This window comes from Acidimicrobiia bacterium (assembly GCA_040902765.1).
In the GTDB taxonomy this organism is placed as follows: domain Bacteria; phylum Actinomycetota; class Acidimicrobiia; order Spongiisociales; family UBA11373; genus DATKBG01.
The window spans coordinates 135,738-158,989 of record JBBDWO010000028.1 but is presented as its reverse complement, the minus strand read 5'-3'; the positions used below and the strand labels follow the sequence as shown (position 1 = coordinate 158,989).

General features: G+C 67.7%; 18 protein-coding genes and 1 riboswitch. Of the genes, 7 read left to right on the top strand and 11 right to left on the bottom strand.

Annotated elements, in window-relative coordinates; genetic code table 11:
• Nucleotides 1–38: 38 nt before the first annotated feature.
• Entirely contained in the window at nucleotides 39–872 is an 834-nt protein-coding gene (locus WEA29_08305) for a hypothetical protein (protein MEX2323752.1), read from the bottom strand.
• The gene (locus WEA29_08300; GenBank protein MEX2323751.1) at nucleotides 854–1,192 is read right to left on the bottom strand and encodes a helix-turn-helix transcriptional regulator; all 339 of its coding nucleotides are present in this window, start codon (nucleotides 1,190–1,192) and stop codon (nucleotides 854–856) included. Before WEA29_08300 ends, WEA29_08305 begins: the two co-directional genes overlap by 19 nt.
• 82 nt (nucleotides 1,193–1,274) lie before the next feature.
• On the opposite strand from WEA29_08300, the gene WEA29_08295 reads away from it, so the two are divergent.
• The gene (locus tag WEA29_08295; protein ID MEX2323750.1) at nucleotides 1,275–1,934 is read left to right on the top strand and encodes an O-methyltransferase; all 660 of its coding nucleotides are present in this window, start codon (nucleotides 1,275–1,277) and stop codon (nucleotides 1,932–1,934) included.
• Nucleotides 1,935–1,990: 56 nt separating this feature from the next.
• A complete protein-coding gene (locus WEA29_08290) occupies nucleotides 1,991–3,190 on the top strand; it encodes an MFS transporter (GenBank protein MEX2323749.1) in 1,200 nt (399 codons plus the stop codon).
• A 73-nt stretch (nucleotides 3,191–3,263) separates the two neighbouring features.
• Here WEA29_08290 and WEA29_08285 read toward each other — a convergent pair whose 3' ends face one another.
• Nucleotides 3,264–3,725 (bottom strand): hypothetical protein, encoded by a 462-nt coding sequence (locus tag WEA29_08285; protein MEX2323748.1) that lies wholly within the window; start codon nucleotides 3,723–3,725, stop codon nucleotides 3,264–3,266.
• Nucleotides 3,726–3,873: 148 nt separating this feature from the next.
• Here WEA29_08285 and WEA29_08280 point away from each other — a divergent pair, with 148 nt between their 5' ends.
• The 3 genes from WEA29_08280 to WEA29_08270 all read left to right on the top strand — a co-directional run bounded on the left by WEA29_08280 (nucleotide 3,874) and on the right by WEA29_08270 (nucleotide 8,401).
• Nucleotides 3,874–6,789: an adenylate/guanylate cyclase domain-containing protein gene (locus WEA29_08280; GenBank protein MEX2323747.1), complete on the top strand. Its 2,916-nt coding sequence runs from the start codon at nucleotides 3,874–3,876 to the stop codon at nucleotides 6,787–6,789.
• 218 nt (nucleotides 6,790–7,007) lie between these two features.
• Complete coding sequence (locus tag WEA29_08275; GenBank protein MEX2323746.1) at nucleotides 7,008–7,745, top strand: hypothetical protein; 738 nt, start codon at nucleotides 7,008–7,010, stop codon at nucleotides 7,743–7,745.
• Nucleotides 7,745–8,401, top strand: coding sequence for a hypothetical protein (locus WEA29_08270; GenBank protein MEX2323745.1), 657 nt, complete (start codon nucleotides 7,745–7,747; stop codon nucleotides 8,399–8,401). The genes WEA29_08275 and WEA29_08270 overlap by 1 nt, the downstream gene beginning before the upstream one ends.
• Nucleotides 8,402–8,576: 175 nt before the next feature.
• Here the strand turns inward: WEA29_08270 and WEA29_08265 are convergent, their stop codons facing one another.
• The 8 genes from WEA29_08265 to WEA29_08230 all read right to left on the bottom strand — a co-directional run bounded on the left by WEA29_08265 (nucleotide 8,577) and on the right by WEA29_08230 (nucleotide 17,723).
• Nucleotides 8,577–9,248, bottom strand: a complete 672-nt coding sequence (locus tag WEA29_08265; protein ID MEX2323744.1) for a M23 family metallopeptidase — start codon at nucleotides 9,246–9,248, stop codon at nucleotides 8,577–8,579.
• Entirely contained in the window at nucleotides 9,220–10,419 is a 1,200-nt protein-coding gene (locus WEA29_08260) for a signal peptidase I (protein MEX2323743.1), read from the bottom strand. The genes WEA29_08265 and WEA29_08260 overlap by 29 nt, the downstream gene beginning before the upstream one ends.
• 88 nt (nucleotides 10,420–10,507) lie before the next feature.
• The gene (locus WEA29_08255) at nucleotides 10,508–11,362 is read right to left on the bottom strand and encodes a hypothetical protein (GenBank protein MEX2323742.1); all 855 of its coding nucleotides are present in this window, start codon (nucleotides 11,360–11,362) and stop codon (nucleotides 10,508–10,510) included.
• Nucleotides 11,363–11,378: 16 nt separating this feature from the next.
• The gene (locus tag WEA29_08250) at nucleotides 11,379–12,143 is read right to left on the bottom strand and encodes a hypothetical protein (protein ID MEX2323741.1); all 765 of its coding nucleotides are present in this window, start codon (nucleotides 12,141–12,143) and stop codon (nucleotides 11,379–11,381) included.
• Between the two features lie 216 nt (nucleotides 12,144–12,359).
• Nucleotides 12,360–15,137 (bottom strand): putative Ig domain-containing protein, encoded by a 2,778-nt coding sequence (locus WEA29_08245; protein MEX2323740.1) that lies wholly within the window; start codon nucleotides 15,135–15,137, stop codon nucleotides 12,360–12,362.
• The gene (locus WEA29_08240; protein MEX2323739.1) at nucleotides 15,134–15,322 is read right to left on the bottom strand and encodes a hypothetical protein; all 189 of its coding nucleotides are present in this window, start codon (nucleotides 15,320–15,322) and stop codon (nucleotides 15,134–15,136) included. The genes WEA29_08245 and WEA29_08240 overlap by 4 nt, the downstream gene beginning before the upstream one ends.
• Before the next feature lie 332 nt (nucleotides 15,323–15,654).
• Nucleotides 15,655–17,289 carry a mercury(II) reductase gene (gene merA, locus WEA29_08235; protein MEX2323738.1) on the bottom strand — a complete coding sequence of 545 codons (1,635 nt, stop codon included), beginning with the start codon at nucleotides 17,287–17,289 and terminating at the stop codon, nucleotides 15,655–15,657.
• Entirely contained in the window at nucleotides 17,286–17,723 is a 438-nt protein-coding gene (locus tag WEA29_08230) for a MerR family transcriptional regulator (protein MEX2323737.1), read from the bottom strand. The genes merA and WEA29_08230 overlap by 4 nt, the downstream gene beginning before the upstream one ends.
• 423 nt (nucleotides 17,724–18,146) lie before the next feature.
• Here WEA29_08230 and nifJ point away from each other — a divergent pair, with 423 nt between their 5' ends.
• Nucleotides 18,147–21,716, top strand: a complete 3,570-nt coding sequence (gene nifJ, locus WEA29_08225; protein MEX2323736.1) for a pyruvate:ferredoxin (flavodoxin) oxidoreductase — start codon at nucleotides 18,147–18,149, stop codon at nucleotides 21,714–21,716.
• A complete protein-coding gene (locus WEA29_08220; protein MEX2323735.1) occupies nucleotides 21,713–22,720 on the top strand; it encodes a dihydroorotate dehydrogenase-like protein in 1,008 nt (335 codons plus the stop codon). The genes nifJ and WEA29_08220 overlap by 4 nt, the downstream gene beginning before the upstream one ends.
• A 456-nt stretch (nucleotides 22,721–23,176) precedes the next feature.
• Nucleotides 23,177–23,237: riboswitch (Fluoride riboswitch) on the top strand.
• Nucleotides 23,238–23,252 lie beyond the last annotated feature (15 nt).

The following is a 23,252-nucleotide window of genomic DNA, read 5'->3' as shown; positions in this document are numbered from 1 at the left end:
GGAGTGTCCGCCCGCGAGCGCTGAGTGGAGGCGACTCCTTACGCGGGTACCCCGGCTGCTGGGATATCCACCGGCCGTTCGCTGCGCAGCCACAGCCCGACGGTCGTCAGACCGGCGCCCATCAGACCGAGAGCGACGAGCAACGCCGGTACCACCCAGCCGAACAGCCCGTCATCGCCCGGGTCCAGCCGCACTTCGAACCACCAGAACAGGGCGGACGTCGCCACCGCACCGACGGCGATCATGGTCCCTGCGGCCCGCGGAACCAGCGACGCTCTGTTGAGCCCTATCAGGAGTGCCAGCCCGAGGGCGGCGAGGATCGTGGACCACACCACAACCGCCCATGCCGGTAGGGCTGAGAGCATCAGCAGGATCCCGAGCCAGGTGGCAACCCTTCCCGCAATACCCATCGTCCCCCCGTGGCGCCGGACCAGTCCCACCACGCCGACGAACAGCGTGGCTGCGGCGGCGATCAGCAGGCTCTGAAACACCAGGAACAGGTTTTGGGGGAGTCCCTCCCACGGCCTGGTGCGGTCGACGAGACTGCTGGCATACATGAATCCGAGTGCGGCGAGCCAGAGAGCGCTCGATACGATCATGAACACGCCACTGCGGCGTGTGAGGTTGGTAGGCACGGCGATTCCTCCTGTAGTCGTGGAGGCGAACGCACGCCCGACCAACCTGGGATCACCGAACTCGGCCAAACCGCGGGCCTCCGCGACCGGCCCGTCGAGGCCGGATCGGAGGTTGGCAGCGACGGCCTCGAGCAGGTGGTCGGTCACCTCATCGAGGATCGCCTCGGCTTGAGCAAGTCGTCCGATCTCGCGTCGGAGGGTGCCCAGGTAGGCGTCGATCATGGCGTAGTCGGCCATGGCACCCCCCTGAGAACGCTGCCAACGGCGATCGAGAACTCGTCCCATGAAACGCGCGCGGCGTCGAGTGCGGTGGTCCCCTTGCTGGTGAGCGAGTAGGTCCGCCTCTTTCTTCCCTGCACCTCGCTCCAGCCGCTCTCCAGGTAGCCGGCCTTCTCGAGCCGGTGGAGGGCCGGATATACGGTCCCCTCCGGATGGTCGAAGGCGCCGTCACTGCGGAGCCGAAGCTCCTCGATGACCGCGTACCCGTGCTTGGCGCCGTCCGCCAGGACGGCCAGCAGCAAGAGGTCGAGATGCCCTTTCATCGCCTGGCCACTCATACCTAGATACTCTAGGTTTATGACTCCTAGGTGTCAAGCACGACTCGACCCGCGCAGTCGTCCTCGCCGTAGAGTGACCCGAATGGACATGACCGCCGACCGCTGGGACTACATCTCCGACTACATCGACGAGGTGTTCGGAGGCGAGGATGACATCCTCCGCACCGCCACCGCGGAGGCGGATGCTGCGGGCCTTCCCCCCATCGCGATCTCGGCCTCGGTGGGACGCCTTCTGCTGATGCTGACTCGGGCATCCAGAGGGCGCCTCGCCGTCGAGTTGGGCACCCTCGGCGGCTACTCGGGAACCTGGATCGCCCGCGGCCTGCCTGAGAACGGGCGGCTGATCACCGTCGAGGCGGACCAGCACCATGCCGAGGTGGCCGGTCGCCAGTTCGACCGCGCTGGCCTCGCCGAGCAGGTCGAGATCCGCCGCGGCCGCGCCCTCGACGTCCTCGACGAGCTGGCTTCCGAGCTTGCGGACTTCAGCGTCGACCTCGCCTTCGTCGACGCCGAGAAGGTCGAGTACCCGGAGTACGCCCGGAGACTGCACCCGCTCATCGCTCCCGGCGGCTTCTATGTCGCCGACAACGTCCTCGGCACCGGGGGTACCTGGATCGGGGATCTCGACCACGAGGGGGTAGCCGCCATAGACACCCACAATCGGCTCGTGGCCTCGTGGCCCGACTTCGACTCGGTGATCGTGCCCCTCCGGCAGGGCGTCCTCGTGGCACGGCGCAAATGACTACTCCTCCCGGCGGGTTCCCAGTTCGTCGCAACACCCTGCTGCTGGCAGGAGGGATGGCGGTCAACTCTGCATCGCTCCAGCTGGTGGCGGCGATGGCGGCGATCACCTTCGGGCTCGTGACCGGCGTCACCGCTTTGCTCGGTCTCGGGCCGGCGATCTTTCTCACCAGCGGGGCGATGACCGCAGCGGTAGCCGGGCGGCTGATGGACCGCTTCGGCCGTATCCCGGTGCTCACCGTGGGCTTCGTCCTGGGTTCGATCGGCTCGGCACTCACCGCACTCTCACTGAGCACCCTGGAGCCGCTCCTCGCCATTGTCGGCTTCGCCCTGATCGGATCGTCGGGCGGCATCATCAACCTATCCCGCGCCGCCGCCGGCGACATGTACCCGCCGGAACGGCGCGCCCGCGGCATCGCCTGGGTGCTCTTCGGCTCTGTGTTCGGGGCGATCCTGGGACCTGCCGTCTTTGCTCCGCTCTTCGCGGGCCGCGAGGTGGCCGCCGAGGCGTTGGTGTTTCCTTGGCTCGTCGGCTCCGGGATCGCTCTGGTGGGGATGTCGATCGTGGTCTGGGTGCGACCCGACCCGAAGGTGATCGCCGAGTCGTTCCGCACTGCCGACGAACCGCCTCCGGGGCCAGCCGATCCGCTCGGAAAGATCCTGCGGCGCGAGGGCGTGGTGCCCGCCCTCCTGTCGGGACTCGTCTCGTACGCGGTCATGGTCGCGGTGATGACCCTCACCGCCTACGTGGTGGTCGGCCACCACCATCACGCTCAGCATCTGGTGTTCCCGATCATCGGCGCCCACGTGTTGGGCATGTTCGGGCTGGCGCCGGTGATCGGCAGCATCATCGATCGCACGGGCCGCCGTCCCGCCCTCGTCGGCGGCCTCCTCGTGGTCGCTGCGTCGTCTGCAGGCCTCATCTGGGTGAGTGGCGTGTGGGGCATAGCGATCCTGCTCTTCGGCCTGGGTGTCGGCTGGAACCTGTCGATCGTGGCGGCCACGGCATCCCTCGCCGACCTCGCCGCTCCCAGCGAGCGCGGCAAGCTGCTCGGGTTCCACGACATGATGGGGGGTCTCCTCGGCGCCACCCTCGTCCTGCTCGGCGGCTGGGTGCTCGACGCCGTCGGCGTCTACGCCCTGGCGTCGGGCGCCGCTTTCGTGGCACTGGTGCCGGTAGTGATCATCCTGTTCGGCTCACGCCGAGGAGGCTCTCCGCTACCGATTGCCGGCCTGCCGGCCGAGGAGCGCGTGTAGGCCCACCAGTAGTTGCAGTTCGATCAGGTTCCAGCGCTGATGACGGCGCTCGGAACCTCCAACCGGCCGACCCTCAGACGACGATGGTGACCGCCCCGATCCGCGGATTGAGCGGCTGCTCGTGGTTCACCACCACGGTGGTGACCCTCCAGGCGCCGCGAGTGTCGGCGTGGAGGGCGGCACCGTCGTACACCTTCGCGCTCTTCTTTCCCCGAGCCTCGGTCGCCTTCCGATAGTCCGCCTCGTACTCTTCGGGGCCGGCGAACTTCACGATCTCGATCTCGAGGTGTCGGTCGGGGGCATCGATCGCATCGAGCACTCCCTCGGCGCTGAGCACCCGCAGCGGGTCGTAAAGGAACGCCCTCCATGCTTCCGGCTCGAGGCCGGTGTCGAATTCGCCGTAGATCAGGGTCTTACCTCTGCCCCCGCACAGGTCAAGGGCCGACCGCGACATCGGAAGCGATGTCTGGAAGAAACGACCCGTCGAGCCGATGGGCTCCCAGCCCTGATGCTCGTCGCTGCCCATGTTGTTCACGTCCTCTCTCGATCCTTTGCGGCCGCGGCGACGCCACCAAGAGGCAACCTTGCGACGCCAGGAGCTGCGACCAGCCATTGCCACGAAACCTAGCCTGCTTCGACTCGCCGTGCCGGGTGGCGGCGGGTCGCCGAGTAGATTTGGCGCGGTGGAGGAGCGACGCGACCCCACCGCCGACACGGACGCCCATAGGCCCGCAGGCCAGTCGCGGGCGGATGCCGCCGAGTCTCTGTTCACCAGCGGGACCGTCACCTTCCTCTTCACCGACGTCGAGGGATCGACCCGCATGTGGGAGGAGGATCCGGTCGAGGCGGGGGTGGCGATGGCCCACCACGAGCGGCTGCTGCGCTCGCTGGTGTCGGCCCATCGAGGCAGAGTCGTCAAGGGCACTGGAGACGGAGTTCTCGCGGTGTTCGAGTCGGCGCACGACGCCCTCGCCGCCAGTGTCCGCATCCAGCTCGACCTGAACAGCGACAGCACCCTTCGGGTGCGAATCGGCATACACACCGGGGAGGCCCAGCTCCGCCGGGGCGACTACTACGGGACCACCCTCAATCGCTGCCAGCGGGTGATGGACGCCGGCCACGGCGGCCAGATCCTGCTCACCCTGGCCACCGAGGAGGTGCTGACCCGCCCGCTGCCCGAAGGGGTGACTCTCCTCGATCTCGGCCCCCACCGGCTGCGCGACCTCCCCGAGCCGATGCGGCTGTTCCAGGCGGTGCATGACCGCCTCCCCTCGAAGTTCCCCGCACTACGCGGCGGCGACGCCTTCGAGCACAACCTGCCGGTGCAGCTGACCACCTTCGTCGGGCGAGAGGAGGAGCTGGCCCGCTCCTCCGACCTCCTCGCCGACTCCCGAATCGCGACCCTCACCGGGATCGGCGGCTGCGGCAAGACCCGCCTGGCGCTCCGAGTGGCCGCCAACCACCTGACCGAGTTCCCCAGCGGCGTGTGGCTCGCCGAGTTCACCTACGTCAGCGACGCCGATCTGGTCCCGCGCATCATCGCCCAGGCGGTGGGGGTCCCCGACGAGCCGGGTCGTGACCTGCTCGACTCGGTGGCGATGCGGCTGCGGCAGGCTCCGGCGCTGCTGGTGTTCGACAACTGCGAGCACCTGCTCGGTCCCCTGGCTTCAGCAATCGACCATCTACTCCGCGCGGCTCCCGCGCTGAAGGTGTTGGCGACGAGTCGGGAACGACTGGGGGTCCCCGGTGAAGCCGTGTACGTGGTCCCTCCAATGTCGTCCCCGAGCCGGGAGGACTCCGAGTCCGCCGAACGAGCGATGGAGCACGATGCGGTCCGCCTGTTCGCCAGCCGCGCCAAGCTTGCCCGGGCCGGATTCGAGGTGGACGACTCGAACGCCCGCGATGTGGGCCGGATATGCCGAGCGGTCGACGGGATCCCCCTGGCCATCGAACTCGCCGCCGGACGGGTTGGCGCCCTCAGCGTCAGTCAGGTGGCGACTCTCCTCGAAGGCAGGCTCGAGATCCGGGGCAGCGGCACTCGCACCGGCGACCGCCGCCACCAGACCATGGAGACCACGCTCGACTGGAGCTACCAGTTGCTGACGCCCTTCGAGCGCGAGGTCCTCGCCCAGCTGGCGACCTTCGCGGGGAGCTTCGCCCTCGACCAAGTGGAGGCGGTGTGTGGCGTCGCCGACGGGGATGACGGGACCCTCCATGCGGTCATGGCGCTCCTCGAGAAGTCACTCGTGACCGGCGACACGACAACGGGCAGGTATCGCCTGCTCGAGCCGGTGCGTCGCTACGCCGGGGACAAGCTGGCCGCATCGGGTCGCCAGGCCGAACTGACGCGGCGCCATGCCCAATTCTTCAGGGACCTGGTCGAAACCGCGCAAGACGAGGCCAAGGGCGCCACCCAGGCCGAGTGGCTCCACCGCCTGGAGAAGGACCACGACAACATCCGAGCGGCGCTCCGCTGGGCGATCGAGGGGGGCGAGGCGGATCTCGCCCTGCGCATCGCCGTTGCCGTATGGAACTTCTGGAAGCTCCGCGGCAGTCTCGTGGAGGGGCGCGATTGGCTCGAGCAGGTGATCCATTTGGCTGAGGACGCCACACACCCGCTGCTCGCCCGGGCTCTCTACGCGGCGGGCGACCTCGACGCCGGCCTCGGGTATGTCGATGAGGCGCGCCGGCACCTCGAAGCCTCGCTCGCCCTCACCGAGGAGTTGGGCGACGATGGCGCCGCTGCTGCCTGCCTCACCAGGCTGGCCGGGCTCGCCTATCGCCAGGCAGACCTTCCGGCGGCGACCCGGCTGTTCGAGGAAGCCCTGGAACGCGCCCACCGGGCAGCCGATCCGCGCCGTGAGGGGCAGATCCTGACCAGTCTTGCGCTGCTGTCGGAGGAGCAGGGGCGTACTGCCGACGCCGACGAGTATGTGGCGGGGGCGCTCGACGCCTGCTCGCGGAAGGACGACCTGTACGTGGCACTCGACGCGCTGCTCGCCGACGGGGAGATCGCCATCAACCGTGAGGACTGGGGTCGGGCGCGCCGTGCCCTGACCGAGACGCTGGAGACCGCCCGGTCCGCCGGCTTCACCGATCTGATCGCCTGGTCGACCGCCTACCTGGGCAAGCTGGCGCTCGGCGAGGGGCGGGCCGAGGACGGCGAGCAGCGGCTGTCGGAGAGCCTGGCCATGTTCCAACGGCTCGAGATCCCACTCGGGCAGTCGTGGGCGATGCGCCACCTGGGGCGCACCGCGCTCGCCCAAGGGGACGATGCCCGTGCCTCGGCGCTCCTTACCGGAGCCTTGAGCATCTCGCTGGAGCAGGTGCGCCCCGATGCGCCGATGGTCCTCCAGGCTCTGGCCGAGTTGGGGGCGCGCCGCCCCGACCCCGAGCCGGCCGCGGTGCTGTTGGGAGCGGCCCAGGTGGCGCGCCAACGGATCGGCCTGACGTTGCCGGTCGGCGAGCAGCGGATCGCCGACGAGACGGAGGCGACGCTGCGCCACCGGATCGCCGACGCCAGGTTCACCGAGCTGGTCGCTCAGGGGGCGGCGCTGACCCTCGACGACGCTGCCGACTTCGCCGCCGCTCAGATCTAGGGAGCCGTCATGGCCCGGCCTCGGGCCCGAGGCCTCCGGCGACCACTCATCTATAGTGGCGCGATGGGCCCAATAACGCTGTCGCGCGCCAATCGGACGAGCCGAATCCCCGACCACCGCCTCCTGTTTACCCGGTCGGGTCCGCCAGCGACCTGCCACGGCTCGATCGGGTGCGACACCGCCGCACCAAGGGACGCACGCTTCGGAATAGGGTCTGGGTGATCGATCTCGGACCGACAGAGGTGATCGTCTTCGGCGTAGCGTCGATCCTGGTCCTGATCCTGATGTGGCTCGGCTTCCGCCTGCGGAGGCGAAAGCGATCACCGGCCCCGCCGATTGATGCGCCCGCCGAGGCCACGCCGAGCATTCCGTTGGAGGTCATGGCCAGCGTTCTCTTCCAGATGGTCGATCTGGTCTTCGAAGACGCCGAGCATCGCGATCGGGAGCTGCGCGAGCGGGTGGCCGAGGCGTCCTCCGAACACAGCCGCCTCCGGGAGCGCATGGAGAGGGCGCAGCAGGAGGCTGCCGAGGCGCGGGCGCTCGCCCGGGAAGCACTGCTACGCGCCAGTGAGGCACCGGACGACGACGCATGGACGAAGAAGGCGCAAGGAATCGGCCTGAGGATGCAGGCAGCGGAAAGCGACCTGGCATCGGTGCAGCGACAGTACGACTGGTTGTCCGCCAGGTTGGAGGAAGCCACCGGGGCCGTCGAGCAGAACGGCCGGCAGTTGCAGGACCTGGCCGCCAGGCGGATGCAGTTGGCCGCCCTGGTGGAGAAGACCACCGGCGGACCACCCGATGTTTCGCCCGAGCCGACGCCGAAATCGTCGGGCCTTCCAACGCTCACAGTGCCGCCGCCGCCGCCTGAGCCACCGCCCCGGGATGCTGTGCACGAGCCGGACGAGGGCGAACCGGAGGATCCTGCGTCCACCGAGCCGCCCCGATACGCCTGGTGATGAGCGAGATGGAAGGAGCGATGCACCCCGAGGGCACGGCCCACCGCACTTCGGACGCACGGACCGCCGACGACATCGTCGCCGAGGCACGTCGCCGCGCCCACGAGATCATCCGTCGGGCCGAGGAGCCCGGCGGCCCTCTGCAACCGTTGATCGGGTCCGGCGGCGGCATCAGCGGACTCTTCGCCTCCATCGACGCCCAGATCGATCGCCTTGCCACGACGGTGTCCTTCGAGGGCTTCCCCGCCGAGCCCGAAGCCGAGCCGGTGCCGGTGGTGGTCCCGACGGAGTTGTGGGGGAACGACGGGGAGAGCACAGAAGAACCAGACTCGGAGGCGACCCCAGACAGTCCGCCCGACGAGCCCGGACCCGTGGAGGACGGCCTGGAGCCACCGCCGCCGGGTCGCCGCATCATCCAAGTCGAGATGTTCCCGGTGCCGTCGGCGGCGGCTGTGGCCGACCTCGAGCGCGACCTGGTGGGCATCGCCGGAGTGTCCGGGGTGAGCATCCACCGGCGAGACGAAGAACGAGTGACCTTCCTCGTGGGGGTCGACGTCCCCGACACCGAACTCGACTTCTCGTCGCTTCTCGACCGGGGCGCCCAGCTCGAGTCCGCCGAGAGCGACCGCATCGTGCTTCGTCTCAAAGCCCCTTAGGCCGCCCGGTTACCCGCTCTTACCTCCCCCGCCGGAGCAGAGCGCAGGTTGGGGAGGTGCTGCGCCGAAGGCCACAGGGAGGGGGCCACCGCCCGAAGTCAGAAGCGCCCCGGCACCGGTGAGGGAACAAGGCCGCGGATTTTGCCGGCAGCCGGTAGCTGGCAGCCTGTGGCTCTCAGTAGCTGCACCCGCTGTCGGGCGCCCCGACCGGGCTGAGGGCGATGCCCAGCCACCAGGCCTCGAGCGGGCCCTGGGGACAGATGAGTCTGCCTCCGGGATCGCGAATCTGGAAGTGGAGGTGGGGGGCTGAGGAGCGGCCGGTGTTGCCGGAGAGCATGATGGTCTCCCCGGTGCCCACGACGACCCCGGGGTAGATGTGGGCCGCCAGCGCGCTGCCGTGGCAGTAGGTGTAGACGTGACCGTCCTGACCGGCGATGGTCACCCCCAGGCCGCATCGATCCTTGTCCGGGTCCTCGCTGGGGATGGAGATGCGCTCGACGACTCCGGCGTGCGCGGCGTAGATCGGGGTGCCCTCGGGAACGTTCATGTCGGAGGCGGGATAGGTGTGGTGGTTGCTGACAATCTGGCCGAGGCTCACCGCTTCGACGGGGAGGGGGAAGGCGTACAGCCCGTTGACGACGAGAGCGCCGATGCTCACCGTGACCTCACTGGCGGTGGCGACGATGGTCCCGTCGCGGGCCAGTACGGCTACCGCCGGACTCACCGAGAACGTCCGACCGGCGGCGAACCGGGACGGTGCGGCGGCGCCGAACCACTGGGACACGACACCGACGCTGCCGCTGACGGCGACGACACCATCACCGGCAAAGGCCGCGGCCCCGATCACTTCTACCCGGGCCCTGGCCGTCGCCGACCCGTTGCTCGCCACCACGCTGGGGAGGGCGGCGGCCACCGTCGCCGCCGCCAGCAGCCACAGCACGAGGATGCGGACCCGCGTCACACGCCTCACGACGGCGTCGCGCTCCGATAGTGGTACAGGTGGGGCTCCTGCAAGCGATAGCGATACAGGTCGGGGGCTGCAGCGCCCGCACCTCGAGGCGCCCGAGGATGCCCAGCCGGGCGAATTCGGAAAAAACCTCGGCCCTGGAGCGGCCGATGGCGACCGCCGCCCTGTCGGGCACTACCAGCGACCATTCGGCGTATGCCTGCTCCGCCAGGTAGTCGATCAGCGCCGCCGCCCGATCGGGCTCACGCAGGGTGGAGACGGTCCGGCCGAGGCGCTCGGTGACCGCCGCCAGGCTCTGCGAGGCGGCACTCATGGAGCGGAGAATCTCGGTGTGGCTGCGCAAGTGCTCGCCATACTCGCTGACGGCGCCGACCAGCTCCTCCAGACGCTCGCCGTTGCTGTGCGTCTCCTCGGCGAGATACTCCATCGCCACGCGGGGACTCTCCAACTCGGCCGCCTCCTGGCGGCGCTCGATGGCGGCGATGAGAAAGTACCCGATGACGGCGATGGCGAAGGCTGACAGGAAGATCAGGCCCTGCGACGAGCGGAAGAACAGCACCGGATACCCCAGGCCTGGGTAGTGGGCGATGACCTTCCCCCGGATGTTGTCGGGGAACACGCGGAACGGATCGGCCTGCGGGTTGTTGTCGCCCTTGGTGGTGAACTCGACGAATCCCCCGATGCGGGTGATGTCGATGACCCGGTGCACCACCTCCTGGGGGAAGCCCCTCTCCTCGACGAAATCGGCAGGGGTCAGGATGGCGACGACGTCGCCCACCTCGATCTCGTGGGTGGGCAGGGCCTTGATGACGACGAGGTCGCCCGGGCTGTGCGCCGGCCGCATCGACTGGCCGCTGACGACGGCGAACGGCGGCGTGGTGCCCAGCGCCACCGAGGCCGCGAGGTAGCCAGCCACCATCAGGATGGACACGGCGGGGATCGCCACCCAGAAGACGATCCCCAGCCCCGCGCGCAGCCGGGGCAGGAGCCCGCGCCGCCCGTCGCCGACCGGCGGCGCGTCCGCGTCGGAGATGTCGGCCCAGGTAGTCATCCCCTCGCCTCCAAATGGATCGAACACAGATTCGGAAGCAGGCCGATGGTATACGGGAATGGCCGGATCGACGCGGATTTCGGCCGGGCTATCCGCCGACGGACTGCGTCGACGCCTTGATGTGCAGGTCGAGTGTGATGTCGGGCTGCGAGCCCGGCGGCGGGACGTTGCCCGGGTTGAGCAGGCTGGCGATCACCCACAACTGGCGCTTGTCGGCGTTGCCGTCGAGGTAACAGGGGGTGGTGCCGATGGTGGTGCACGCCCCGGCCGCGCTCTGGTCGATCTGGGGCCGTAGGCTGGCCACGATACGGCTGACCGCCAGCAACTGGGTGCCCCGTAGATCGCGCGGGTTCTGTACCTGGGCGACGCCCGGCCCTATGGCGGTGATGTCCCGGTAGAAGCAGTGGTCCACGCTCGAGATGGCGACCGTTACCGCATGGGCCTCATCGGACCCCGAGCATGCCGTGGTCCGCACCGGGTAGTACAGGCCCACGGAGATCTGCCACCCGGCCACGTTGGTCTGCACCGAGAACTGCTTGCCGTTGGTCCAGCTCAACGAGATGCGCACCCGCTGGTGGTAGTTGGCGGCCACGTCGACGCGGGCGAACTGCACCCCGGCCTGCAGGTTGGCCGCTCCGGTGGGCACGGTGACGGTGTCTGGCGTCACCGGGGTGACCTCGGCCACCTGCCCGCTGCCCCCCAGGCCGGGGATGAGGCTGGCGCCTCCGCTTGCGCCGCCGCTGCCGGACCCGAAGAACGACGCCAGGCTCCAGGCGAAGGCCACCGTGACCACCCCGATCAGCAGCCCGCGCCGCTGCCGGGCCGCCCGACGGCGCAGGTCACGGGCGGGACCGGGCGCCGGCGACCGGGTGTGCGCCGGGGACACGCTCGGGGCCAGCGGCAGGCCAGGCGCCGGCGCCACCGGGGTCTTCAGGGCGGTCAAGGCTGCCTCCTCGACCTCACAGCTCGGAGGCTTGGACGAAGAACGCCGGCTGCAGGTCGGCCGGGTCGGAGGGGACGGCCACGGCGTAGCAGGCGCCCTCGTCCAGGGTCAGGTTGAGATAGTGGTTGCCGCCGGTGATGTCGACCACGAAGGTGGCGGAGCCCCGGTCCGACTGGATGCGCTGGCTGGCGACCGACGACGTCCACGGGCCGGTGAGGGAAGGCGCTTGATACACGTGCATCTCGAAGCTCCACGACGAGTAGTAGGCGGCGAGCACGTCGAGGTTGGTGACGAACACGCTGATCATCAGCTTGGTGGTGGTGGTGTCGCTGGCGTCGAGGAAGATGAGGTCGCCGGGGGCGTTGTTGGCGTCGCCCGGGGCGCTGAACGCGCAGGAGGCGCCCGCTCCCACCTGCCACTTGGGGACCTTCACCGCGGACCAGTTGCTGCTCCCGCCGGTGGAGGCGGAGCCCCACTTGAGCACCACGTCGTCCGCCGGTGAGACCACTCCCTGCGGGGCGGTGCCGGCAGAGCTGCTGACAGCGAAGGCGGACACCCCGGCCGGCAAGGCCACGCTGACCGTGGAGGTGCCGGCATCCTGGGCGAATCCAACGCCGAGGACGGCGAGGAGGGAGGCGAGCATGGCGACGCTGACAAGCATGAACCGCCGACGCAGCTTGGAGCGGCGCGCCAGACCGTTCCTATGGCCGACATGGCTCACCGGAAGGCCCGGCAACCCCGAAGGGCCTGCCTGGCGCGTCATCGGCGATCTCGTGTCCATCTAGGACTCCCCTGCCGTCATCCTCATCCAGGCAACCGAACAGATCCAGGCCGCTGCCCATGTACCGGCGGCACGCCCAGTGAGGAATTCATGAATACGCGTGTGATTCGCCGAAATGGTAGGGCAAAAGCGCGTGAACGGCAAGGACTATTCCCGCCCAAGCCTACGGACTAGTGCTCCCGTCGTATGCCATGGCGGAGGCATGTCGGGCACCGATCACATGCCGAACGGCGTCGGCACGCCCTTGTCTGCCCCGGCGAACCGCGGGATCCGGTAGCGGAGGAAGTCCGCTGACAGCGAACCCCGCACCTCGATGCGCCCGAGCAGGGCGAGCCGCAGGATCCCGGAGAGCACCTCGGACGGCGTCTGGCCGAAGTCGTCCGCTGCCCTGTGGGGCACCAGCGACCACTCGGCATAGGCCTCGTCCGACAGGTAGGAAATCAGCCCCGCGTCGTCCAGTTCCCTCGGCCCACCGTCGAGCGCCGGCTCCATGGCGACCGCGGCGGCGATCGGAAGGGCCGGCTGGGCGATAGCCGGCTCCGGTACGACCGACAGCCCCCGCCACAGCACCAGCACCAGGAGGGCGGCGGCGGCGAGGAGGGCCAACCACGCCAGCCATCCGATCCCGAACCCGCCACCTGGGGAGCCCGGGAGGCCGGCCGCTGCCACGCCGAACCCGATCTCCCAGGTCGAGGCCCGGGTGCTGAACACGGTGATCTCCAGGTCGTCACCCGAGGTCCCTCGGGAGGACACGCACGGATCCGGCGCGGCCGCGCCCGGTCCCCAGCAGTCCCTCGCCAACACCCCGTCGCGGAATACGGCCACCGTCTCGGCGCCGAAGCCCTCCGGCACCACCGAGGAGTCGACCAGAAACACCAGCACCAGCGGGTTGACCACCGTGGCGTCCGGGGCGGTGATGATCAGCCTGGTGCCCACCAGCGTGAAGCTCTCCGGGTCCCGCATCACCGGCTCATTCGATACGGAAACCGCGCCCCCGGTGGGTGTGGTGACCGACACCTCCAACGGGACGTCGGGGGTCGCCCCGTCGCCCGAATGGTCGGTGGAGACCGTCTCCCCCGGCTTCGCGTCCGGCCAGAACCCCTGACCGTCCGGCCCGGTGGTCGAGGCGGCGCACCGCCAGCCGAACGACACCTCACCGAACAGGCCCCAGGGGTCGGCGGCCCGAACCGTCACCGCGTAGGAGCCGGCGGCGCCGGACTCGATGGTCCCCGAGATCACCCCGGTGCTCGGGTCGATCGACAGGCCCGAAGGCAGCTCGAGCGCCGACCAGGTGAGAGCGGTGCCGGTGGAGCTCCACCCGGCGACCGGCAGAGAGACCGCGTCACCCTCGGTGCTGGACTGGTCTCCCGGGTCGATCACCGTCGGCGCCTGGTTGTCACCCGGGGCCGTGGTGGTCGTCGTGTCCGTCCCATCCGGGGCCGTGGTGGTCGTCGTCGTCGGCGGAACCGTCGGCGTGGTGCTACGCGGGATGGTCGTGGTGGTCGTCGGCGGGATGGTCGTGGTGGGTGCCGATACCGTCCAAGTGAAGGGCACCTCGTCGTCGAGGCCGCCGGGGTCGGTCGCCTTCACCATCACCGAGTAGGTGGCGGCAGCGCCCGACGAGATGGTTCCCGAGATGACCCCGGTCGAGAGCCCGATCGACAGGCCCGGAGGCAGTCCGTTCGCCGTCCAGGTGAGGTCGTCGCCGTTGGGGTCCGACCAGGCGACCGGCAGGGAGATCGTGTCGCCCTCGTTGTGGGACTGGTTCCCGGGGTTGGTCACCGTCGGTGTTCGGTTGACGGCCCAGGTGAAGGTGGTCTCGCCGAACAACTCGCCGGCATCCCGGGCCCGCACCGTGATGTCGTAGGAGACCTCGCCGCCCACCTCGATGTCGATTTTCCCGGAGATGACCCCGGTGACCGAGTCGATCGCCACTCCCGAAGGCAGGACTTCGGCCGACCAGATGAGGTCGTCGCCGTTGGGGTCCGACCCGGTGACCGGCACCGGGACGATCTCTTGGCCCTCGTTATCCGACTGGTCGGCCACGGGATCCACCACCGGGGTTCGGTTCACGGCCCAAGTGAAGGCGACCTCGTCGAACAGGCCGTCGGGGTCGGTGGCCTTCACCGTGACCGAGTAGGAAGCGTCTGCGCCCAACGAGATGGTCCCCGAGATCACCCCGGTGCCCGGGTTGATCGACAGAAGAGAAGGCAGCCCCGTCGCCGACCAGGTCAACGCATCCCCGTCGGGATCCGACCCGGCCACCGTGAGCGACACCGAGTCGCCCTCGTTGCTCGACTGGTTCCCCGGGTTGGTCACCACCGGTTTGTTGGCGAGCCGGATCTGGACGTTGTCCGCATACAGCACGTGCCCGCTGTTGCCCCCCTTGTTGTTGGTGAACCTGAGGCACGTCGTCGAGCTCATGGCAAACGCGTCCCCAAACGCGCTCCCCAGCTTGAACGTCGAGCTCCCGGCGTCGGCCGCAGTAAACGTCTTGAGCACGGTCCAGCCGGCCGTCTCCTCGCTCGAGATGTCACATCCGGTCGCCCGTATCTCGGCACGATGGGTGGCGCTCCCCGTTCCGACATACTTCCAGTCGAAGGTGAGGACCGCGCCATCCGCCCCGGAGAGGTCGGCGACTCGCTGCGCCCTCTTCACGCCACTGAAGTCGCCGATGAACAGGCACTTGCCCGAAGAACAGTTGACGTCCGAGACGACCTTGACCTGTCCGGCCGCCGGCCCGTCGCTCTCCGGCGCCTCCGACCAGGGTCCCGACCAGGCCTTGGTGCCGTTGCTGCCATCGAAGGTGCCCGACTCGAAACGGTCAAGGTAGATCCCGGCGGACGCCGCCTGCGCCGACGGGACGGCGACGAGCACGCTGGCGGCGGCCAGGGACAGGCCGACGAGGGCGGAGACGAGACGCCGCGAACGCAACCGCACCGCCCAGGCACCGGCGAAGGGACCGCGTAGTGAGGCTCGGGCGAACCGGATCATCCTCCACCCACCGTGGTGACCCGTCGACCGGGACCCCCGCAGGCGGGTGAGAACGCGGACGCGACGAAGACCATCGCCGCGTCGAACACGACAACGGTCGTCATGGAAAGCACAGACGGCGTGAGGCCGATGAGCGCGAACGCGCCCAAGCCTCGGCCCCGTCGTACGCCCTCGATCGGGGTCACCCCCGAGAGTGTACTTACCTCACTCGCCCTACACGAACTTTGCGAAGGGGAAGATATCGGTCCCGCTCGACGTCCCCTTGAGCGAGAATCGGTGCGCCGACACGCCCCGAGCCCGGCCCGCCCCAAGAACTCAGGGCAAGTGCAGATCGCGACTGGTAACTGGTAACTGTTAGCCGCGGCGCCGAAGGCGCCGCCCTGTGGGCCTAATAGGATGGAACGCGAACCAGCCCGGCCGATACCGCGATGAGGCGTCAGCCAAAGAGCCATGAGCGCTGCCTTAACTGGACAGAACGCGAACCAACTGTTGACGTTGGCGATGGCGCCTTGGTCGGTCAGGCGGCGCAGCAGCTGAGCATGCTGATGTCCTTGTTGAATCCCTGTGCGGCGAGTTTGAGAGCCTCGGCCATGGTGAGGTAGGGGTGGTAGGTCGAGGCGATCTCTTCGATGGTGGCTCGGTACTTGAGCGCCATGACTGCGGCCTGGATCACATCGCCGGCGCCGTCGGCGATGATATGGGCGCCCAGCAGTTGGCCCGATGTCTCGTCGGCGACGAGTTTCACCAGTCCGCCGGTTTCGTGGTCGACGATGGCACGAGGCACCACATCGATGGGCAGCACCGAGGTGATGACCTTCTTCCCTGCTTCACGTGCTTGTTCCTCGGTGAGTCCGACCGAGGCGATGGCCGGGGTGGTAAAGGTGACCCGGGGCATGGTGGTGAAGTCGATCTTGCGGCTGGTTCCCCGAATGGCGTTCTCGGCGGCGATGTTGCCTCCGAGGGCGGCCACGTAGACGAATTGGGGATGGTTGGTGACGTCTCCGACGGCGTAGATACGGTCGTTTGACGACTGCAGGCTGTCGTTGACCATGACCTGCCCGCGGGGGTCGGTTTCAACCCCGGCTAGGTCGAGCCCAAGGTCCGCGGTGCGAGCGCGACGACCGGTCGCCATCAAGACTCTGTCTGCTTCCAGCCGAACGGCACCGTCTCTTGAGCCGATATCGAGCCAAACCCGCCCATCCGCCACTCCCGCCCGGGTGATGCTGGCGCCGGTGTGAATCACCGCACCCTGTGACCGGAGATGGGTGTCGATGGCGGCGGAGATCTCCGGCTCCTCGAATGGTGCCACCCGCTCGAGGGCCTCGACGAAGGTGACCTTGGAACCGAGATGAACAAAGAGCTGCCCGAGTTCGAGGCCGATCGCATTGGCACCGACGACGATCAACTCGCCGGGCACCGCTTCGAGTTCGAGGGCCGAGGTCGACGTGAGGTAGTCGATCGTGTCGATCCCCTCGATCGGGGGAACCCATGGTGCCGCGCCGGTGGCGATCAAGAAGCGGAACCCCTTCAGGGACCTGCCCGCGACCGCGACAGTGTCCCGACCTACGAACGTTGCCGATCCGCGGATGAGGTCGATCTCATAGTGGGTGAGCAGGTCCTCGTACTTCTCCTTCCGCAGCTTCGCGACGATGGCGTTCTTCTGCGCGACCAGGGACCGAAGATCAACGTTGGTAGCCGTGGTCTCGACGCCGGCAAACGGACTGTGTCCGGCCTTCCAGAACAACTCGGCGGCGCGCAGCAGTGCCTTGGAGGGGACACAGCCGATGTTGACGCAGGTTCCGCCCACTAGATCTCGCTCGACCATGGCCACCCGGGCTCCGAGTTCACGGGCTTTGATGGCGGCGGCGAAGGCACCGGAGCCCGATCCGATGATCACGAGGTCATACTCGTCCGTGGCCGCCACTGGTCTCGCATCCTCGGCAGGTGCCTCGACCAGCTTGTAGCCGGTCGCCGCCACCTGCTCCGCTGCCGACTCGATCGTGAATCCGGCTGAAGGAAGGCCGGTTGCCGTACCGCGACGCCAGTCGACTCTCACTTCGGTGAGCCCGGCTCTGCTGAGCGCCGCTCCGACGGTGGTCTCGCAGCCGTCGCAGTGCATGCCCTCGATCTCCAATTCGGTCTTCGCGGTCATGCGCGCACCTTTCGTCGGGTCTTCTTTGGTGTGGTGCTCTCGGCTTCGACGATGTGGCACACGCAGTCGCCGCCGGGCCAATCGTCGGCGACCTGGTCGGCGAGCTTTCGGAGTCTGAGCAGCTCGTCTCGAAGGGCGTGCAATTCCTCGATACGAGACTCGATCATCGCCGCCTCACGGGCCATGGCGTTGCGCACCACGTCACATGGCGCCTGACCGCGGGTACGGAGCTCGACGATCTCGCGCACATCATCGAGGGGGATTCCCAGGCCCCGCGCCCTGCGGACAAACCGGAGCAGAGCGACGTCCGTCTCCGTGTAATCGCGGTAGCCCGAGTCGGTGCGTTCCGGCTCGGGGAGCACACCGTGCTTCTCGTAGAAACGAATCGCGGTTGGCTCCAAACCGGCTTCCGCCGCGGCTTCACCGATCCGCATGTTGAGGTCTTTGGTTGTTCATACCATCACACTAAACCTTAGAGTCACTCGAAGGTCAAGACCATTCGTGACGCGATCTCTCGTGCAACAGAGACACGACTGCACCACCGACTAGCGCGACGTGGGATACCTCGAGACGAATCCCACCGGCCTCACCAGCAGCACGGGTTCAGACATGGGGTGTCAGGTACCCGGATGGGCGCTCATGTGAGAACGCCAGATCACCCCTGAGAAACAAGGCGATCTACGCCCTGGCTTCTGGGGCGGCCGCCGCTGGCCGCGCTCGCCACCGCCAGGGAGGTGCCGACCTTGTCTACGAGGCCTACAGCGTTGACATCGGCGCGCGAGGATGAGCTCGCCGACGGGGCCTCCAATGGACCATTGGCCCTGTTCGGCTCGAGCCTTCGAAACTAGCCTCTCCTGATGACCGCCAACGCCCGGGTGCAGAGCACGATCGACGGGAACGAGGCGGCGGCCATGATCGCCCACCGCCTCAGTGAGGTGATCGCTATCTACCCGATCACGCCGGCGTCCCCCATGGGCGAGCTCGCCGATACCTGGTCCCATCACAATCGGCCCAACCTCTGGGGTGTGGTCCCCCGGGTCATCCAACTCCAGTCGGAGGCTGGTGCTGCCGGGACACTCCACGGCGCCCTTCAGACGGGGGCACTGGCGACGACCTTCACCTCATCGCAGGGCCTTCTCCTGATGCTCCCCAACATGTTCAAGATCGCCGGAGAGTTGACCCCGGCAGTGATCCACGTGGCGGCTCGAACGGTGGCCACCCATGCCCTCTCGATTTTCGGAGACCACTCCGACGTGATGGCAGCCCGTCAGACCGGGTTCGCCATGCTCTCCTCATCGTCGGTGCAGGAGGCCCACGATCTCGCCCTGGTAGCCCACCTCGCCACCCTGGAGTCCCGGGTGCCATTCCTCCACTTCTTCGACGGGTTCCGCACCTCGCACGAAGTCGCCAAGATCGGGTTGATCAGTGACGAAGCCCTCCGCGACCTGATCGATGAGGACCTGATCGCAGCCCACCGGGCGCGCTCGCTGAACCCCAACAGACCCGTTCTGCGAGGATCTGCCCAGAACCCCGATGTGTTCTTCCAGGCACGGGAGGCTGCCAACCGGTTCTACGAGGCGGTGCCAGGGATCGTGACCGCCGCCATGGACCGGGTCGCCGAGCACACCGGCCGCCAACACCGGTTGTTCGAGTACCACGGATCCCCGGAGCCCGAGCGCGTCATGGTCTTGATGGGCTCGGCCGCGGGGGCTGCCAAGGAGGCGGTCGACCGGTTGCTCGCAGACGGAGCCGAGGTGGGCCTCGTAGTGGTAAAGCTGTATCGCCCGTTCGACCCTGCAGCCCTAGCCGAGGCGATACCGGAGAGCGTGACCAAACTCATGGTCATGGACCGAACGAAGGAGCCCGGCGCTCCCGGCGAACCGCTCTACCTGGACGTTGTCGCCGCCCTTGCCGAACAGGGGAGGTCGGACATCTCCGTCTACGGATGTCGCTACGGCCTCTCCTCGAAGGAGTTCACCCCGGCCATGGTCGCCGGAGCCTTTGCCGAGATCGACCGCCAAGCCCCCAGAAGGCACAGCACCGTCGGAATAGTCGACGACGTCACCCACACATCGATCGATTACGACCCGGAGTGGTTCTCGGAGCCCGAGTATGTGACACGGGCCATGTTCTACGGTCTCGGATCCGATGGCACTGTCAGCGCCAACAAGGCGACGGTCAAGATCATCGGCCAGACGACCCCCATGCACGCCCAGGGGTACTTCGTGTACGACTCGAAAAAGGCCGGAGCGCGGACCGTCTCCCATCTTCGGGTCTCACCGCACCCGATCGAGTCCACCTACTTGATCGCCCGAGCGGACTTCGTCGGCCTCCACCACTTCGAGTTTCTCGACGGTACCGACGCCCTGGAGCGGATCGCACCCGGAGGCAAGCTGCTGCTGAACAGCCCGTACCCCAAAGGTGAGACCTGGGAGCGCATCCCGCCGACAGCCCAGCGTGTGATTCTCGACAAGGGCATCGACGTGTGGGCGGTGGACGCTCTCACCATCGCAGGCGACGCCGGCCTCGGGAACCGGATCAACACCGTCCTCCAGGCTTGCTTCTTCCATCTGAGCGACTTCCTACCGGCGGACCGGGCGATCGAGGCGATGAAGGAGCAGATCGAGAGCAGCTACGGCAAGGGTGGCCAAGGCATCATCCGCCGGAACATCGACGCTATCGAAGGTGCGTTTTCCGGCCTGTACCAGGTGACACCCGGCGCCGTCGGGACGATTGAGCAACCCCGCCCACTCGTGCCGGACATCGCCCCCGACTTTGTCCAGAGGGTGACGGCCATGATCATGGCCGACCAGGGCGACCGCCTGCCCGTGTCGGCCCTGCCCGTCGACGGCACCTTCCCGACAGGGACGACGAAATGGGAGAAGCGCTCTCTGGCAGCGGAGATCCCCATCTGGGATCCGAGCCTCTGCATCGACTGCGGCAGATGTGCCCTTGCCTGTCCCCATGCCGCCATACGGATGAAGGCATTCGATATCGGCGTCGAGGCCCCCGACGGGTTCGCCTCGAAGGACCCCACCGGCAAGGACTTCGAAGGCATGCGGGTGGTGGTCCAGGTCGCTCCCGACGACTGCACAGGGTGTGGAATCTGCGTCGACATCTGCCCGGCCAAGTCCAAAGAGATCGTCAAGCACAAGGCGATCAACATGGAGCCCAAGGGGCCCCACCTCGAGCGGGAGAGAGCCAACTTCAGCTTCTTCCTCGATCTTCCCGAGGTGGACAGGGGGCAGGTCAACGCCCCCACCGTCAAGGGCTCGCAGTTCCTGGAGCCCCTCTTCGAGTTCTCCAGCGCCTGTGTCGGGTGCGGCGAGACCCCCTACCTGAAGCTGATGACCCAGCTCCTGGGCGACCGGGTGATCGTCGCCAACGCCACCGGATGCTCCTCGATCTTCGGGGGCAACCTTCCGACCACACCATGGACGACCAACAGCCAGGGCCGCGGTCCCGCATGGTCCAACAGCCTGTTCGAGGACAACGCCGAGTTCGGCCTCGGAATGCGCCTCGGCCTCGAGTCACAGCGGGACGATGCCCTGCTCCTGGTGACAGCGTTGGCCCCGGAACTGGGAGACCTCGCCAGCCGCATACTGGAGACGGCAGAAGTGAAGGACAGAGCCAACCTGGACAAGCTCGTCGATGTGCAGCGCGAACAGGTGGCCGAACTCAGGGAGAAGCTGGCCGGTATGGAGGGGCGTCTCCCGCGACGTCTCGAAGGAGTCGTCGATGCACTGATCACCACCAGCATCTGGATCGTCGGGGGCGACGGTTGGGCCTACGACATCGGGTTCGGAGGGCTTGACCATATTTTCGGTTCGGGGCGCGATGTCAACATCCTGGTCCTCGACACCGAGGTCTACTCGAACACCGGAGGCCAGGCGTCGAAGGCAACCCCCAGGGCGGCCGTCGCCAAGTTCGCTTCCGGGGGCAAGACAACCGGGAAGAAGGACCTGGGCCAGATCGCCATGGCCTACGGGGATGTCTACGTGGCACAAGTGGCAATGGGGGCCAACCCGACCCAGACGGTGCGGGCCTTCGCCGAAGCGGAACAACATGAAGGCGTGTCCCTCATCATCGCCTACAGCCCCTGCATCGCCCACGGCTACGACCTGTCCAACCAGATCGAGCATCAGAAACTGGCGGGTGCGACGGGATACTGGCCGCTCTACAGGTACGACCCGGCCCGTGAGGTCCAGGGTGAGCCCGGTCTCCGCTTGGACAGCAGAAAGCCGACGGCCCCGTTCAAGGCTCTGGCCGAGTCAGAGGCCCGGTTTTCGATGCTGGCCAGGGTCAACCCGGAGCGGGCCGCCGAGCTGAGCGAACGAGCCCAACGTGACATCGACGACCGTTGGAATCTCTATGAGCAGATGGTCCACATCCATAGGACAGCTGAGTACGGGGAGGTAGAGGAGTGAGCGTCGACCTTTCGACCAGCTATTTGGGACTGAAACTCGCCCACCCCATAGTGCCTTCGGCGTCGCCGCTGACCGGCGACATCGACCGGATTCTCGCCCTCGCAGATGCCGGCGCTCCAGCCGTGGTGCTGGCGTCCATCTTCGAGGAGCAGATCGAACACGACCTCATCACGATGAGCGGCGGGGCCGACCCCGGCACCGGCGCCTCCGGCGAGGCACCCTCCGGCTACCTGCCCCGCCTCGACGCCCACAACCCCGGCACCGCGGGCTACCTCGACCTGATAGGGCGGGCCAAGGACGAGGCAGGGATCCCCGTGATCGCAAGCCTCAACGGGGTCAGTCTCGGGGGATGGACCAACTACGCACGAGACATCGCCGAGGTTGGAGTGGACGCCCTCGAGCTCAACATCTATCGGGTTGCCGCCGGTGTCGACGAGACTTCGGAGGCCGTGGAGTCCGACTACCTGCGGCTGGTTGAGGCTGTGCGCGGCTCGATCGACATACCACTGGCGATCAAGATCGGCCCCTACTTCACGGCGATGGCCTCGATGGCCCGTCGGTTTGCGGACGCCGGGGCCGACGGCCTGGTGTTGTTCAACCGCTTCTATCAGCCCGACATCGACCTCGACTCGTTGAGTGTTGTTCCCAACCTGGTCCTGTCGACCAGCGCCGAACTCCGTCTCATCCTGCGTTGGACCGCGATCCTCCATGGAAGGGTCGACATCGACCTGGCGGCCACCACCGGGATCCACCAACCCGACGACGCAGTGAAATCTCTCCTGGCCGGGGCAACAGCGATCATGATGGCCTCAGCCCTGCTCCGCCACGGGCCGGGCCATCTGGGAGTCGTCCGGGACGGGCTCGCCGACTGGCTCGCCGCCAACGACTACTCGTCGGTGAGCCAGGCCCGGGGCTCGCTGAGCCAACTGGCGGTGGACGACCCGGCTGCTTTCGAGCGGGCCAACTACATGAAGAGCCTCGCCTCGCACGTGCCCACCTGGTGATCACCCTCTACGGAGCCTGACAATCCCGAACCCTCGCTGAGAACCCCGGACCCCCCTTGGGCCGTCAGATCACCCACCACCCCATTACAAGGCAAGAACCGTCCGAACCGCTCGACGTGTCGGCGAGTTCGCCGCCTAAAAGGCGGCGAACGAAGGCGTGCTGTGGGCCCAACAGGACAGAACGCGAACCAATGCGTCGTCCTGCTCCAAGGGCTCTAAGACCACCTGGGGAGGTCTGAAGCACTGAGGGACTGGCCGGTTCGGTACCTGGTCCCGCAACTTCTTCGGGATGCCCTAGAGGCAGGCGCTCTTGGAGGCGGTCCATGCCTGCTACGGTCGGTGACCTGGTCGGCAGACGTCCCCCGCCTCCAGCACCGTCTGAAGCGGCCCGCCGGGTGCGGTGAATTCAACTAGCGGACGCCTCGCCCAAGGCGAAGTCGAGAGCGTTACCATCGTGAGACTGACGGCGATGGAGCTCGCCGAAACTGCCGAATTGGCTGATGGCTCCTACTGCATCAAGGAGGAGCCATAC